This is a genomic window from Ruegeria sp. CG8 (assembly GCF_056537165.1).
In genome coordinates, this window is record NZ_JBQFRA010000002.1 from 269595 (window position 1) to 285405 (window position 15811).

At 60.7% G+C, this 15811-nt stretch carries 15 protein-coding genes; 8 read left to right on the top strand and 7 right to left on the bottom strand.

The annotated features are described in order from the left end of the window. Positions 1-3: 3 nt before the first annotated feature. A complete protein-coding gene (locus ACR0EF_RS07305; protein ID WP_170370633.1) occupies positions 4-930 on the bottom strand; it encodes a TRAP transporter small permease subunit in 927 nt (308 codons plus the stop codon). 124 nt (positions 931-1054) lie between these two features. Beyond that, the gene (locus ACR0EF_RS07310) at positions 1055-2137 is read right to left on the bottom strand and encodes a TRAP transporter substrate-binding protein (RefSeq protein WP_170338175.1); all 1083 of its coding nucleotides are present in this window, start codon (positions 2135-2137) and stop codon (positions 1055-1057) included. A gap of 247 nt (positions 2138-2384) precedes the next feature. Here ACR0EF_RS07310 and ACR0EF_RS07315 point away from each other — a divergent pair, with 247 nt between their 5' ends. Both ACR0EF_RS07315 and ACR0EF_RS07320 read left to right on the top strand, forming a co-directional pair. After that, entirely contained in the window at positions 2385-3818 is a 1434-nt protein-coding gene (locus ACR0EF_RS07315) for a cache domain-containing protein (RefSeq protein WP_170338684.1), read from the top strand. After that, a complete protein-coding gene (locus tag ACR0EF_RS07320; protein WP_170372375.1) occupies positions 3818-4462 on the top strand; it encodes a response regulator transcription factor in 645 nt (214 codons plus the stop codon). The genes ACR0EF_RS07315 and ACR0EF_RS07320 overlap by 1 nt, the downstream gene beginning before the upstream one ends. A 30-nt stretch (positions 4463-4492) precedes the next feature. On the opposite strand, the gene ACR0EF_RS07325 is transcribed toward ACR0EF_RS07320, so the two are convergent. Together ACR0EF_RS07325 and ACR0EF_RS07330 are read right to left on the bottom strand one after the other, a co-directional pair. Beyond that, entirely contained in the window at positions 4493-4867 is a 375-nt protein-coding gene (locus tag ACR0EF_RS07325) for a bleomycin resistance protein (protein ID WP_170372373.1), read from the bottom strand. Between the two features lie 44 nt (positions 4868-4911). Further along, positions 4912-5757, bottom strand: coding sequence for a HalD/BesD family halogenase (locus ACR0EF_RS07330; RefSeq protein ID WP_170372371.1), 846 nt, complete (start codon positions 5755-5757; stop codon positions 4912-4914). A 418-nt stretch (positions 5758-6175) separates the two neighbouring features. Here ACR0EF_RS07330 and ACR0EF_RS07335 point away from each other — a divergent pair, with 418 nt between their 5' ends. The 6 genes from ACR0EF_RS07335 to ACR0EF_RS07360 all read left to right on the top strand — a co-directional run bounded on the left by ACR0EF_RS07335 (position 6176) and on the right by ACR0EF_RS07360 (position 12286). After that, on the top strand, positions 6176-7927 hold the full coding sequence (locus ACR0EF_RS07335) for an acetolactate synthase 3 large subunit (RefSeq protein WP_170372370.1): 1752 nt from the start codon (positions 6176-6178) through the stop codon (positions 7925-7927). A 22-nt stretch (positions 7928-7949) separates the two neighbouring features. Then, positions 7950-9248 (top strand): glycosyltransferase family 87 protein, encoded by a 1299-nt coding sequence (locus tag ACR0EF_RS07340; protein WP_170372368.1) that lies wholly within the window; start codon positions 7950-7952, stop codon positions 9246-9248. Further along, entirely contained in the window at positions 9245-9805 is a 561-nt protein-coding gene (ilvN, locus tag ACR0EF_RS07345) for an acetolactate synthase small subunit (protein ID WP_093962354.1), read from the top strand. Before ACR0EF_RS07340 ends, ilvN begins: the two co-directional genes overlap by 4 nt. A 277-nt stretch (positions 9806-10082) precedes the next feature. Beyond that, a complete protein-coding gene (locus tag ACR0EF_RS07350) occupies positions 10083-10799 on the top strand; it encodes a helix-turn-helix domain-containing protein (RefSeq protein ID WP_254437673.1) in 717 nt (238 codons plus the stop codon). 111 nt (positions 10800-10910) lie between these two features. After that, a complete protein-coding gene (locus ACR0EF_RS07355) occupies positions 10911-12068 on the top strand; it encodes an aromatic ring-hydroxylating oxygenase subunit alpha (RefSeq protein WP_170372366.1) in 1158 nt (385 codons plus the stop codon). After that, positions 12065-12286 (top strand): hypothetical protein, encoded by a 222-nt coding sequence (locus ACR0EF_RS07360; protein ID WP_170370640.1) that lies wholly within the window; start codon positions 12065-12067, stop codon positions 12284-12286. The genes ACR0EF_RS07355 and ACR0EF_RS07360 overlap by 4 nt, the downstream gene beginning before the upstream one ends. 10 nt (positions 12287-12296) lie before the next feature. Here ACR0EF_RS07360 and ACR0EF_RS07365 read toward each other — a convergent pair whose 3' ends face one another. From ACR0EF_RS07365 to prfB, 3 genes are all read right to left on the bottom strand, one after another. Further along, on the bottom strand, positions 12297-13100 hold the full coding sequence (locus tag ACR0EF_RS07365) for a DUF2189 domain-containing protein (RefSeq protein WP_170370641.1): 804 nt from the start codon (positions 13098-13100) through the stop codon (positions 12297-12299). Between the two features lie 24 nt (positions 13101-13124). Continuing rightward, complete coding sequence (locus ACR0EF_RS07370) at positions 13125-14525, bottom strand: amidase (RefSeq protein WP_170372364.1); 1401 nt, start codon at positions 14523-14525, stop codon at positions 13125-13127. 105 nt (positions 14526-14630) lie between these two features. After that, complete coding sequence (gene prfB, locus ACR0EF_RS07375) at positions 14631-15758, bottom strand: peptide chain release factor 2 (RefSeq protein ID WP_170338666.1); 1128 nt, start codon at positions 15756-15758, stop codon at positions 14631-14633. Positions 15759-15811: the final 53 nt, after the last annotated feature.

Sequence of the window (15811 nt, forward strand, 5' to 3'; positions counted from 1 at the left end):
TCCTTAATGTGTGCCTTCGTAGGCTTCTTCACCATCGCCAAGGCTATCCTTGTCGAGGTATTTTCCAGCGCTTTCCGGGCCTTCGACATATTCGAGATAGGACCGGTAGAAGAACGCGATCGCGTGCAGGAACACCATCGCGGCAAAGGCCACAAGCAGGATCTTGAACAGGAAGTAGGCATTGAAACCGTTGGGGCTGAAGCCGATGGTTTCGACGTTCCAGCGCAGCGCGCGGGATTTCATCACCAGCCGATCCAGCGTGTCGCTGGCCGAGGGCTTCGGCACGATCAGGTGACGCCACATGAAGTACCAGCCATACATCCAGGTCAGCACGGCGATGGGCATCATGAACAGGATCGAGCCCAGCATGTCGACCACGCGCTTGGCCCGGTGCGAGATGCCGGCATATACGAGGTCCACGCGGACGTGGCCGCCCTGCACGAAGGTATAGGTGCAGCACAGGCAGACGACGAGCGCGTTGTACAGCTTCAGCTCTTCGGCGTACCAGCTGATATCCATCTGAAACGGGATACCCAGACCAAACGCCATGTCAGGCCGCGCGAATACGCGCTGCATGAATACGATGACGATTTGCTGGATCACCATCAGCAGGCCCGCCCAGGCAAAGAAACGCCCGGTCGTGTTGGCGAACCCTTCCAAAACGCGCACCATGCCCCACATGAAGCCGCGGAAATAAAGCCCGATCGCGGTCAGCACGAGGAAGATCGTGAAGACCACGAAAAAGAACTCGACCGACCCGCCGTAGTAGACAAAGCGCATGATTGCTTCTTTGTCCGACCAGTTCAGCCACAGCTGCGGATGCGTGATGGCGTATCCGAAATTATAGAAGGCTTCGGCGATGCTCTGAACGAACCAGACCAGTCCGTTCCACAGGGCGCCGAAGAACGAGATACCGTTTTCGTCCTGCATAATGTCCCCAGGTCCCGTTGGTTGCGACGCTGATTATAGCGGAAAACCGTGCGATCCGCGCATCTGCAACAGGAAAGGCTTCCCCGCGCGGGGCGGGGAAACCGTTTGATTGCCAGACGGCCAGTTAGCCCAGAACGCGGTCGCGCTGCGCGGTGTAGACGCCCGACGACATGTTCAGCCACGACGACGAGGCCTTCATCGATGCCATCGCGCTGTCGTGGATCTTCTTGAACAGCTCGTCGCTCATGTTCTCGGCCAGAACTTCCTGGCTGGCTTGTCCGAAGGCATCCCAGACACTGTCGGGGAATTCCATGACCTTCACGCCACCGGCCTGCAGACGCTGCAGCGCCGCGCCGTTGTTGGCCAGGAACTGTGCCAGGTTCCACTGGTGCGCTTCGCCGGCAGCGATTTCGATGATCTTCTGGTGCGCCGGCGAGAGGCTTTCGAACACGTCGCGGTTGGTGGCCAGCGACAGGCCTGCGCCCGGCTCGTGGAAACCGGCGGTGTAGTAGATCTTGGTGATCTCCTGGAAACCGGCCTTTTCGTCGGCCCAGGGACCGATCCACTCGGTGCCGTCGATGGCACCCGAGGACAGCGCCTGATACACTTCCGAACCCGGAATGTTCTGAACCGATGCGCCCAGCTTGCCCAGCGCCTTGCCGCCCAGACCCGGCATACGGAACTTCAGGCCGTTGAAGTCTTCGGGGCTATTGATCTCTTTCGAGTACCAGCCGCCGGCCTGCGCACCGGTGTTGCCTGCCAGGAACGATTTCAGGCCGAAGATCTGGCCCAGTTCGTCATGCAGCTCCATGCCGCCATCGAAATAGTACCAGTTCACCAGTTCCTGCGCGGTCATACCGAACGGAACGGCCGTGAAGAACGCGTAGCCCGGGTGCTGACCGACAAAGTAATAGTCGGCGGCATGGTACATGTCAGCCTGACCCGACGAGACGGCGTCGAACACTTCGAACGCGCCCACCAGTTCGCCCGCTGCCTTGATGTCAACCGTCAGGTTGCCGTCGGACATTGCGGTGATGCTGTCGGCGCAACGCTGCGCGCTGTCGAACACGCCAGCCAGACCGCGGCCCCACGAGGTAACCATGGTCAGCGTGCGCTTGCCCTGCGCATAGGCGGGTGCCGCCAATGCGGTTGCCGCTGCGGCCGAGCCGCCCAGTGCCGACGTCTTTAGAAACTTACGACGATCCATAAGAGTAATCCTCCCCTTCATAGTCACGACTCGGGCAGCGCCCGAGCCAGTCGTTTACGGTAGCGTCACCCTAATGAAGGCCGTTTGAAAAGGAATACCTATTACTACGTAGATCGGATGGTTTTTTCTGCGGAACGCGCAAATGAGGGGCTCATTTTGACCCGCAAACCGCGAGTCCTGGGCGTTTCGAGCGCCGGAATGCCCAATCTCTTTGCAATTTCACCCCCGCTTGCGTATCGATTCGACCATGGGGAAACTCCGCGCTCTGCTTTCACTGACCTACGCTCAGAAGCTGTCGCTGGTTGCGGCCATTCCGCTGGTCGTGGCCGTGGCCGCGATCGCGGTCATGGTGGCCTACGAAGCCCGCGCGACGGCTGAACGCGAGATCAAGGCGTTGGAGCGTCGGCTGATCGAGGCCAAGAAGGAAGAGCTGCGCAATTACGTGACACAGGCCCGAAACGGCTTCGCTTATATCTACGGACGCGCGTCTCCGGATGACAAGGTTGCCCAGAATCTGGTGACCCAGATCCTGTCGGCGATGATTTACGGAAAGGACGGGTTCTTCTTCGTATATGATTATGACGGCAACAACCTTGTTAGCCCGCGCCAGACCGAGTTCATCAATCAGAACTGGGAGGGCCTGACGGACAGCGAGGGTGTTCCGGTCGTCGACGAGTTCATCCGCCTGGCCCGGCAGGGTGCCGGATGGCACAGTTTCATGTGGCAGAAGCCCTCGACCGGCGAAGAGGCCATGATGATCGCCTATGTCGTCGGCCTGCAGGATTGGCGTTGGGCCGTGGGAACCGGTGTATTCATCGACGACATCGTGGCCACCGTAGCCAATGCCCGCGCCGAGGTCGAAGCGCGGGTGCAACGCACGTTCCTGTATATCGGCGGTATCGTTCTGGCGGCGGTTCTGATCGTCTTCGCCTCGGGGATGCTGTTGAACATCCGCGAACGCCGGCTTGCGGATGCCAAGCTGAAGGAACTGACCAAGCGGGTCATCGACGCGCAGGAGGAAGAGCGCGGCCGCGTGGCGCGTGAACTGCATGACGGGATCAGCCAGATCCTGGTCGGGGTGCGCTATGCACTGGACAATGCCCGGCGGCGCCTGTCCAAGGGCGATCATGACGGCGCACGTGCGCCGCTGGACAAGGGCATCGACAACCTGGGCACCGCGATTACCGAAGTGCGTCGCATCAGTCGCGACCTGCGGCCCGGCGTATTGGATGACTTGGGCCTTGGCCCGGCCCTGAAGGCGCTGACCGATGATTTCCGCGAACGGACCGGGATCGAGACCGAGTTCTCGACCGTCGTGTTCCGCAATCGTCTGGACCAGGACAGCAAGATCGCCCTCTACCGTATCGCGCAAGAGGCGCTGACGAATATCGAACGCCATTCTGGCGCAACCCGCGTCACGATCGACCTGCGCGGCCACAAGAAGGGCGCGACCATGCGCATCACCGACAACGGCCGTGGCCTTCGGTCACGACCGGGCCGGGTCAGCACCGGGATCGGGCTGCGCAACATGCAAGAGCGCATAGAACAGCTTGACGGATCCCTGCGTATCCTGTCATCACGCGGCGCACAAAGTGGTACGGTGATCGAAGTCAGCCTGCCGCTGAGCCACCTGTTGCCGCCGCAGGAAGACGCGACACCCAAAGGAAAGGCCGGTTCCTGATGACCGAAACGATCCGAGTCCTTATCGTCGACGATCACCCCATGGTCGCCGAGGGCATCCAGTCGATCCTCGAGAGCTTTGACGACATCAAGGTGGTCGGCACGTTGGGCAATGGCCGCGACGCGGTGGATCAAGCCGCGCGCCTGCAGCCCGAAGTCATCCTGATGGATCTGAACATGCCGGGGCTCGGGGGGCTCAGCGCCACTGAACTGATCCTCGAACGGTTGCCCGATACCCGCATTCTCATTCTGTCGATGCATGACAGCCCGGAATACATCTCGACCGCATTGAGCCATGGGGCCAAGGGCTACGTTCTCAAGGATGTGCCGACGGACGAAATCAAGCAGGCCATAGACGCGGTCATGCGTGGAGAGCGCTATTTGTGCACCGGGGCGATCGGATCGCTGGAACCGAAAGAGGATGCGGCGCGCGAAGCGCTCACCGGGCGTGAGCAGACGATCCTCCTGGAACTGGCGCAGGGCAAGTCGAACAAGGAAGTCGCGCTGGCGCTGGATATTTCGGTTCGCACGGTCGAAACCCATCGCAAAAACATCAAGCGCAAGCTGGGCATCTCATCAACTGCCGGCCTGACCCGATACGCGCTGGAACATGGCGTTTTGCAAGGAACCGGCGTGGCCTTCTGACGTCTGCGCCATCAGCGCAGCTTCCGCGCTTCAGCGGATTCCCTCGCCGAAAAAGACCAGCGTGCCGTCCTCATCCAGAACGTGAAACTCTCGCTGTTGATATGGCTGATCGAATGGCGCACGGACCCGCCCTTCGGGGAGATCTTCGAGTTTGGGACGCAGGCTTTCGTACAAATCGTCTATATCCTCGACATCGACATAGAAGGATTGCTCGTGGCCCAGCGGCAGGCCATCCGCGCGCGGCGGGCATTCCAGCAGGCGAATTGCAACCGGGCCAAGCCTGAGAAAAGCATAGTTGTCTTGCGTGAACCCACACGCGAAACCCAGACGATCGCAGTAGAATGCAATTTGCCGGCTCAGCGAGGAACACAGGACAAAAGGGGTCAGCTGAAGAATACGTGGCACCTTGCACTCCCTGGCAGGATTTGACTGCTCCACCCTAGCACGGGTCAGTCCAGAAGCTCATCGTTTCGCAACCCCTCCCTGTCGTGATGACACGGCAGCACACGGCCATAGAGCTGCCGGGTACGCTCGACCCCGCCACACATGCCTTCGGCCTCGACAAAGGAGAATATCCCCACGTAGCGCGGCCGTGCACCCGACACCGGCGCCACGCGATGCAAGGAATAGCGCCCCCTAAAGATCTGCAGATCACCGGGATTGAGCTCCAACTGGCGTACCATTCCCATATTGCCGTCTAGAACCATCGCCACCTTGTCAAAGTTCTCCTCCTCAGCGGTGCGCAGGTTCGGCGCGTATTCAAAGGCGCCGCCTTGCTCGCCATTCTGGATCGCCAGAGTAACCGTGTAGTTGTTCGTATCGAAATGCCAAGGAAAGCCCTGCCCCTCTTCGACCACGTTGATGATCACATCCGCCAATGGATCATCGTAGCGAAAGAACCGATCCGCGGGTTCATTCAGCGCTTCGCGGATGAAGGGCAGAAATCCTTCGAACTCGTAGATTCTGCGCAGGGGACCGGTAGACGGGAAATTGTCGGCCGGAACAAAGGCGTTCGACCGGTCATAGAACCGACGGATCGGGTGGGCGATACCAAAGCGGGGATCGTCCTTGGTGAAATAGGCGTTGGTCCGGTTGAAACTGCGATGCGCACTCGGCGCGACGGCTTCGGCTTCGGTCAGCAACTGACCCAACCCGTCTTCGTGGACAAATCCGGGTAAAACTGCGCAACCATCTTTGTCGAGGTCACGACGAATGTCATCGATCAACCGATCATAGGCCGCCGAATTCGGACGATCTATCGGATAGCGCCCGAGGTCCACCAGATCCATCAGCATGCCGTCCTCCCTGACTTGTTCGCAGCCCCAGCCTGACCCAGCCCGGCCCCCGCATCATGCCCGTTTCAGACATCGCTCTGACGCATTCTGACCTCGACCACCGCTCGGAACTCGGCAAAACTCGGCCAGTATTTCCGGAAATTTCCCCACATGCGGCAATCTGCGCAACAAAATGTCGCAAAATTCGACACCAGAGTCAGGAAATTGGCCAGATTGCCTGTTGACGCCCCTTCGCGCCGCCCATAATGTCTGCCCCACGCAAAAAGGAGCCTCTGGCGATGAGAACGCTAGTCGTAATCGTAGGAACCACGCGCATGGGCCGGTAACGGTAAACCATAATCGAACCCATGCGCCTCCGAAACTTCGGGGGCTTTTTTTTGTCAAACGCAAGACACATGTCGCGAACGGAGCAAAGCAGATGACACGTGAGATGACCGGCGCAAAGATGGTGGTCCAGGCCCTCAAGGATCAGGGCGTGGACACGGTATTCGGATACCCCGGCGGCGCCGTGCTACCGATCTATGACGAGATCTTTCTGCAAAATGACATCCGTCACATCCTGGTGCGGCATGAACAGGGCGCGATACATGCCGCCGAGGGCTATGCCCGTTCAACCGGCAAACCCGGTGTCGCACTGGTGACCTCGGGGCCCGGCGCGACCAACGCGGTGACCGGCCTGACCGACGCGCTTCTGGATTCGATCCCGATCGTGGTTCTGACCGGTCAGGTGCCGACGTTCATGATCGGCTCGGATGCGTTCCAAGAGGCGGACACGGTGGGCATCACCCGGCCCTGCACCAAGCACAATTGGCTGGTCAAAGACACCAACTCGTTGGCGGAAACCATGCACGAGGCGTTTCATGTCGCCACCGCGGGCCGTCCCGGTCCTGTGTTGATCGACATCCCCAAAGACGTTCAGTTTGCCACCGGCAAATACAACGCGCCGAAACCATCGACCTCGCATTATCAACCGGCGCTCAAGGGCGACATCGAAGAGATCACCGAACTGGTCGCCGCCATCGAAACCGCCAAGCGGCCGGTGTTCTATACCGGCGGCGGCGTGATCAATTCGGGTCCTGCCGCCAGCCAACTGCTGCGCGAGCTGGTGGACGCGACCGGGTTCCCCATCACTTCGACCCTGATGGGCCTGGGCGCCTATCCGGCATCGGGCAAGAACTGGGTCGGGATGCTGGGCATGCACGGTCTGTACGAGGCGAACATGGCCATGCATGACTGTGATCTGATGATCAATGTCGGCGCCAGGTTCGACGATCGGATCACGGGGCGTATCGACGCCTTTTCGCCCAAGTCGAAAAAGGCGCATATCGACATCGATCCGTCCTCGATCAACAAGGTGATCCGGGTGGACATCCCCATCGTGGGGGACGTGGCGCATGTTCTGGAAGACGTGCTGAAGGTCTGGAAGGCGCGTGGTCGCAAAACCAACACCGAAGCGATCGCCAAGTGGCAGGCCCAGATCACGGACTGGCGCAAGGTCAACTGCCTTGCCTACACCAACAGCGAAAAGGCTATCAAACCCCAATACGCGCTGGAACGGCTCGAGGCGCTGACCAAGGATCACGATCGCTATGTCTGTACCGAGGTGGGCCAGCACCAGATGTGGGCCGCGCAATTCCTTGGGTTCGAAGACCCCAACCGCTGGATGACCTCGGGCGGGCTGGGCACCATGGGCTATGGCTTCCCGGCTTCGATCGGTGTGCAGATGGCACATCCGGACGCACTGGTGATCAACGTTGCGGGCGAGGCCAGCTGGCTGATGAACATGCAGGAGATGGGCACCGCCGTCCAATACCGCCTGCCGGTGAAGCAGTTCATCCTGAATAACGAACGCCTGGGCATGGTGCGCCAGTGGCAGGAACTGCTGCATGGCGAACGCTACTCGCATTCGTGGTCCGAGGCCCTGCCCGATTTCGTCAAGCTGGCCGAGGCCTTCGGGGCCAAGGGGATCATCTGCAAAGACCCGGCCGATCTGGATGACGCGATCATGGAGATGATCAATTACGACGGTCCGGTGATCTTTGACTGCCTCGTCGAAAAGCACGAGAACTGCTTCCCCATGATCCCGTCGGGCAAGGCCCATAACGAGATGCTGCTGGGCGAGGCCGAAACGAAGGGTGTCATTCAGGCTGGCGGCGCGGTGCTGGTTTGATATTGCTTGCGGACACAGGGCCATGCTGTTGGCCCTGATGGACGCACACAGGACAGGACGGAACATGCCCGGCATCCCCACTCAGACATCTCCACGCGAGAACCTGCAGATTTTTGCGGGGCGTCGCGGCTGGCAGTTGGGCATTCTTGTCCCTGCGCTGGTGCTTGGGGTCTTTGTCATCTGGCTCGGCCTCAGCTGGAGCGAGATCGCGGCCAATGGCAGCGCCGGCTTTCCGATCGACTTTCGGGTCTTCTGGGCCGCCGGACGTCTGGCCCATCTGGGTGAGCCTCTGTCGGCTTTCAGTGTCGACAGCCTGACCGCCATGCACAACGTCATCAAGGAAGATGACTGGATGCCCTGGTCTTACCCGCCCGCGTTTCTTGCAACGCTTCAACCCTTGGGCGCCCTTCCCTTCCCCATTGCCTGGCTGGTCTTCTCGATCGCGTCGATCGTCGCGATGATATTCGCCGCCCGGCCGTTCGCGGAAGGCATCACACCGGTCTGGTTCGCATTTGCGCTGCCACCCGCGATATTGCCGACCCTGTTCATGGGGCAGACCGCAGCCCTGTGGATGGCCGGTTTGCTGGCGGCACTTGCAGCGCTCAAGAACCAACGTTTGGTTCTTGCCGGCTTTTTTATCGGCTTTCTGACGCTCAAACCTCAGCTGGGCATCCTGATTCCCTTTGCTTTGCTGGCGTGCCGGGCGTGGCCGACCATCATTTCGGCCGGCGTCACGACCCTGGTTATCTCGGGATTGGCGACCGCGCTCTACGGTCCGGAATACTGGCTGGAAATGCGCAACATGATGGCGGTCCACTTTTCGGTGGTGCGTGAAACCATCGTCGAAAACAATCTGATGCTCAGCCCCTATTCGACGCTCGCCAGCTTTGGGCTGCCCGAGCCCGTCGCCTTGGCCGTTCAGTGGACGATCACAGCCTGCGCGGCCATCATGGTCACGATCACCTGGCGCAGCCCCCGGATCGGTTTTGACCTGCGTGCCGCGGTGCTGGCGCTGGCGGTCATGCTGTCCACCCCATACCTGTGGTTCTACGAATCTGCTCTGATCTCCGCTGCGGGACTATTCCTTTTGCGCGCAGGTGTATTGACGAACAGCCCATGGGGCCTGGCGCTGGCCGGAGCGATGTGGCTGGGTGCCGCCCCCGCTTTCTTCGCCTTTCTGTTCCGCGGCGAAGCCGACATCTCGATCCGCCTGCTTTTTGCACCGCTTTTGTATCTTTCCTGTCTGGTCTGTATCGGCGCCGTTGTTCAACGGCTACGGGCGCCAGACTATTCCTCTGCCAACGATGAGGTCTTCCAATGACTGCACTCAAGATCCGAAAAGGTTCCACCCGCCACTCGGCCTACAACCTGCGCCCGACCTTCTCGGACGTGCAGGAACGCCACACGATTGCTGTTCTGGTCGAAAACGAACCGGGGGTTCTAGCCCGGGTCATCGGGCTGTTCTCGGGGCGCGGCTACAACATCGAAAGCCTGACCGTGGCCGAGGTCGACCATACCGGACACCTCAGCCGCATCACGATCGTCACCACTGGTACCCCGCAGGTGATCGAACAGATCAAGGCTCAGCTGGGCCGCATCGTCCCGGTGCATGACGTGCATGACCTGACAGTCGAAGGCCCTTCGGTCGAGCGGGAACTGGCGATCATCAAGGTCGTCGGCGAAGGCGACAAGCGGGTCGAGGCGTTGCGTCTTGCCGACATTTTCCGGGCCAATGTCGTGGACAGCACGTTGAATTCGTTCATCTTCGAAATCACCGGCGCGCCGGACAAGATCGATGCATTTGCCGATCTGATGCGCCCGCTGGGCTCTGTCGAGGTTGCACGGACAGGCGTCGCGGCCCTGCTGCGCGGCAACTGATTTTTCGCGAACCCATCAAAACGCCCCGTCACCCCGATCGACGGGGCGTTTTGCGTTGTCAGATCGTTTCCACAGGTGCACAACTGAGCACTGACAGGAAAAAGACCATACAAATGGGCTTAATGCCTATTGCGTTCGCGCCTGAGCGCGTTACGCTTCGACCAGAACACGCAAACTGCGTGTTCCATGGGGTCAATTTTACGATTTCTTGACTGGCGATCGGCCTTTCTGGCCGCTCCGGTCGTGTTTCCCGAACCGTTGCAAACCAGAGTGAGACATGGCCGTAGACACTCGCACGCCCGCCGAGCTGCGCAGCATGCTAGGGGCGAATCTCAGGCAACTTGCCGACCGCTATCCTTCGGTCGCCGAACTGTGCAGACAGCTGGGCGTCAACCGCACGCAGTTCAACCGGTATCTTTCTGGCGAGAGTTTTCCACGCCCGGACGTTCTGGACCGGATCTGCCGGTTCTTTGACGTGGACGCCCGCATTCTGCTGAAACCGCTTGAGGAAATCCCCGCGCCCCGGCGCTGTGACCTGCCCGAAAGCGTGGTTCAGTTCCTTCGGCCCGGACTGGCAGCCTTGACCGAGGACGCGTTTCCAAGCGGCGTCTATCTTGTGACGCAACATGGCGGCGAAGGCGATCCACGCGCCCATCATTGGCTGGTTCAAACCCGGCACCTGCATCAGTGTGCTGTCCTGCGCGGCTTCCTGCCGCCGGCCATGGCCGGCACGCGTTCCGCCACAGGCCGTGAACTTCGTGGCTTCGCCGCCTGCGCCGGACCCAATATCTACGCAGTGTTGTCGCGCGAGGCTGGTCGTGACAGCAAGACGATCGTGATCCGCAAGGACATGACCGATGGCAACGGCGTCTGGATCGGTTCGTGCATGGAGCACTCTTCGGCTACTCCGCACATCTACAGATTGGAAATCCGCCATCTGGGCCACGATTTCCGGGCAACGCTGGAGGCAGCAAGACTGGCGCGCCGAACATAGGAAACCGCCCAAACTCCCGCGCATGTCGTTGTGAGAAAAGCCGAAGTCGCAGAAGTGTAAGCGAGGGCCGGTCCCGGATGCCTAGGCTGGTGGGGAAGCGAGGAGAACCAGATGGCCAGCACCCCAACCGATCTGTCGGCTGTTCGTCAGAGCATTGAAACCGCTCTGGGTCTGCCCAATGCACATTATACCGACCCTGCCCTGCACGCCGAAGAAACTCGAGCCCTGCTGCTGGATGGCTGGGCCGGTCTCGCGGTCACCGCCGATGTCCCCGAGCCAGGTGACGCGGTTCCGCTGGAGTTCATGGGTATTCCGCTCCTGTTGCTGCGTGACCGTTCCGGTACGGTCCGTGTGTTTCAGAATATCTGCCGTCACCGCGGCATGATCCTGGTCGAAGAGCCCCGCAAGATCGAAGGCGCCATTCGCTGCCCCTATCACAGCTGGTGCTATTCCACCGAAGGCCGGCTGGTTGCCACGCCGCATGTGGGCGGCCCGGGCCAGAACGCACATGATGCGGTCAGCAAATCGGACCTCGGCCTGATCGAGGTGCGCAGCCATATCTGGCGCGACGTGGTGTGGATCAACGTCTCGGGCGACGCGCCGGCGTTCGAGGATGCCAACGCCAGGCTGATCGAGCGTTGGGCCGAGTTCGACAAACCGCTGTACCACGGCGGCCCGGAAAGTTCCTTTCGGTTGGACGTCAATTGCAACTGGAAGCTGGCGGTCGAGAACTACTGCGAAAGCTATCACCTACCGTGGGTGCATCCCGGGTTGAACAGTTACTCGCGGCTTGAGGATCACTATCACATCCAGGAGCCCGGCCTCTACTCCGGTCAGGGAACCTTGGTCTATCGGCAACTGAAAACTGAGGACGGTCGGGTTTTTCCCGATTTCGAGGGTCTCAGCCAGAAATGGGACACCGCAGCCGAATACATTGCTGCCTTCCCCAACGTGCTACTGGGCGTGCACCGGGACCACGCCTTCGCCATCATTCTGCGGCCCGAGGCCCAGAACCGGACCTCGGAGCACATCCACCTGTTCTATTCGGCGCCGGATACCGATGCGGATCTGCGCGCCCGCAATGCCGAGCAGTGGAAAGTGGTCTTTGAAGAGGATGTGTTCGTCGTCGAAGGGATGCAGCGTGGCCGCGCGGCGCCGGGGTTTGACGGCGGACATTTCTCGCCGGCGATGGACGGGCCGACGCATCTGTTCCACGACTGGGTGGCGCAGCGTCTGATGGCACATCGCACCGATTTGGCCGCTGAATGACCGACCTGCACACCCGCCTTCTGCAGGCGCATGCGGCGGGTGACATCGCGGCTTTGGCTGAATTGTACGAACTGGCCGCCGCCAGCCAGCAAGACGACGACGCCCGGAGCTTTTTTCTGACCCACGCCTATGTCCATGCGCTTGAAGCCAACCTGCCCAGCGCAGGACGTCTGCGTGAGATGCTGGTCGACATGGGCCGCGAAGTGCCCGATTCCTGACCCCGTGAACCTAGGCTTGGGCCGGTTCGGCGACCGGCTCCGCCGCTGCGTCCTCTTCGGTGATTTGCCGATACAGGTGCCAGCTGGCATGGCCGAACAGAGGCAACACGATCAGCAATCCCAAAAACCATGGCACCATGGCGACAAAGGTCGTGACCGCAATGAAGGCACCCCAGCCCAACATGACCCGCTTGTTCACGCTGACATAGGCATAGCTCGAGATCATGGCAGTGACGAAGTCGAGTTCCCGGTCCAGCAGCATCGGGATCGACAACACGGTGATCATGTAAAGAAGGATGGCAAAGATCGCGCCTACAGCAGTGCCGACAGCCAGCATGGCCAGACCGTTGGGTGTCAGAAATACCTCAAGCGATGACGACACGTTTGTCATTGTCGACAGCCCCATGAACAGCGCAAAGATCATGTGGCCGAGAAAGAACCAGAACAGAAACATCACGACGATGATCGCGCAGATCGACGGCAACTGACGGCGGCTCTGCTGGATCACGACACCGAAGATGGCGCCATAGTCCAAAGGCTCATTCCGCTCGAGCCGGTGCGATACCTCGTACAAACCCACGGCGGCGAATGGCCCGATCAGAGGAAAGCCGATGGCAGCCAGCACCAGCCAGAACGAGGTGCCCGTTTGCACGGTTACCCAGGCCATCAACCACCCGACCAGAACGTAGAAGCCGCCGAACAGCAGGCCAAAGACCGGTGCGCGGCGATAATCCTGCCAGGCGCGATGCAGCGCCGTGCGCAACATGCCGATATCCGCCGGTTTCAGCGTTGGCACTCCGAATGGCTTTTCCATGTTACGTTTCTCCTCCCCTTGCCCTCAGGCCATGGCCGGGCGTTTTTGCGGCCAATGCGTCACGGCGTGATAGGCGGCCCCCAAAGCCAGCAGTTGCGCGTCGCTGCCGCGCGGCCCGAACAGTTGCATTCCCATCGGCAGTCCTCCGGGGCCAAACCCCGCCGGTATCGAAAGGCAGGGCAGACCAATCAGGCTGACCGGCGTGACCACCTGCATCCAACGATGATAGGTGTCCATCGCGACCCCACCAATGCTGCGCGGATACGGCTGATCCACAGGGAACGGCCACACCTGAGCCGCCGGCAACACCAGCGCATCATACTCGGCAAACAGTTCGACCGCCCGACGGTACCAATCCGAACGGGTGACGCTGGCTGCATGGACCTCCATCGCCGTCAGGGCCAGACCTCGCTCCAGCTCCCATTGCGCGGTGTCCTTCAGGGCGTCTTTTCGGTCGGCCAAGGGCAGCAGACTTGCTGCTACGTTCCACGACCGCAGGGTGATCCAGCTGTTCCACAGGCGCTCGGCATCGAAGGGCGGCGGTACGTCCTCGACGGTTGCGCCGAGTCCCTCAAAAATCGCCAACTCGTTGCTGCATTGGGTCAGAATCCCTTCCTCAGTCGGGAATGCGCCGCCCCAATCGCCCAGCCATCCGATCCGCATCCCGTCCAGGCTTTCGACAGACAATGGGGTGACGGGTTCGCAGGGAACGCTCAAAGGCTGCCTCGGATCGGGGCCAGAGATCACATCCAGCAATAGTCCGATATCCTGCGGGCTGCGGGCCATCGGCCCCAAGGTCGAGAGCTGGTGCAGGAACAAATCACCCTGTGGTTCCGACGGAACCCTGCCCCAACTGGGCCTGAAGCCGTACACGTTGTTCCACGCGGCCGGATTGCGCAGGCTGCCCATCATGTCCGACCCATCCGCCAGCGCGACCATCCCGGTGGCCAAGGCCACCGCTGCGCCACCCGACGACCCACCGCAGGACCGGGCCGGATCGTATGGGTTCCGGGTTGCGCCATAGACCGGATTGAAGGTGTGCGAGCCCAACCCGAACTCCGGTGTGTTCGTCTTTCCGATCAGGATAGCCCCGGCAGCCCGCAACCGTGCTGCGATCAGGTCGTCGACGGCTGGGACGTGATTGCGAAAAACCGGCGACCCCTGGGTCGACGCGATGCCAGCTACATTGACCAGGTCTTTGACGGCAATCGGAAGCCCATGAAGAGGCCCGCGGCCCGACTTGTCGTCGGCGTCCCGGGCTTGTGCCATAAGCACATCCTCGTCCTGCAGCGCGACGATAGCATTGACCTGCCCGTTCACCTGGGCAATCCGGTCGAGCGTCGCGCGCATCAACTCGACGGCTGACAAATGCCCTGTCGCGAGTTTCTCGAGAAGATCAGCGGCTGAAGTATCGCTTAGGTTCATGGGGTTACGTCCGAGCTTTGCTTGCGCTCAGCCTAGCGACCCCATGTGTGCATTTAAACCCGGTGTTTTGGATATATCTTTTCCACGCAGATCAACCGCGCGGCATCAGTCGTCCGACTGCGCCTCGGCCCGGCTTTTACCCGAGACCTTGAGAGCCAGAGTGGCCGCCATGAATGCATCCAGATCACCGTCCAGAACCCCTTTTGTGTCCGACGTCTCGTAGCTGGTGCGCAAGTCTTTGACCATCTGATAGGGCTGCAGAACATAGGACCGGATCTGGTTGCCCCAGCCGGCATCGCCCTTGGCTTCGTGCGCGGCGTTGATCTCGGCGTTGCGGCGGTCCAGTTCCATCTGGTACAGGCGCGATTTCAGCGCCTTCATGGCGATGTCGCGGTTCTGGTGCTGCGATTTTTCCGAACTGGTCACCACGATGCCGGTCGGGATGTGGGTGATCCGCACCGCCGAGTCGGTGGTGTTGACGTGCTGACCGCCCGCCCCCGAGGACCGGTAGGTATCGACGCGGATATCGGCCGGGTTCACTTCGATCTCGATATTGTCGTCCACCACCGGATAGACCCAGACCGAGCTGAACGAAGTATGCCGTTTGGCCGCCGAGTCATAGGGCGAAATCCGCACCAGCCGGTGCACGCCGCTTTCGGACTTCAGCCAGCCATAGGCGTTATGGCCCGAGATCTTGTAGGCCGCCGACTTGATCCCCGCCTCTTCGCCCGGGGTTTCCGACTGCAGCTCGACCTTGTAGCCCTTCTTCTCGGCCCAGCGGACATACATCCGCGCCAGCATCGAGGCCCAGTCGCAGCTTTCTGTGCCCCCGGCGCCCGCGTTGATTTCAAGGAAGGTGTCATTGGCATCGGCCTCGCCGTCCAGTAGCGCCTCGAGCTCTTTTTCGGCCGCCTTGTCGCGCAGCTTCTTAAGGGCCTCTTCGGCATCCTTGACGACCTCTTCGTCGCCCTCCATCTCGCCCAGTTCGATCAGTTCGATGTTGTCGTTCAGATCAGTCTTGATCGACTCGTAGGTCTCGATCGCATCGACCAGAACCTGCCGTTCGCGCATCAGCTTCTGCGCGTTTTCGGGGTTGTCCCACAGGTTGGGGTCCTCGACGCGGGCGTTGAATTCCTCCAGCCGGTGCGGCGCGGTTTCATAGTCCATACGCTGGGCCAGCAGCTCCAGCGATTTTTGGATCTCGGCCACGATGTTCTGGATTTCGGCGCGCATGGTCAGGTCCCAACTTGCTCAATCAGGCCTGCGTGATAGCAAGAGGTTCAGGC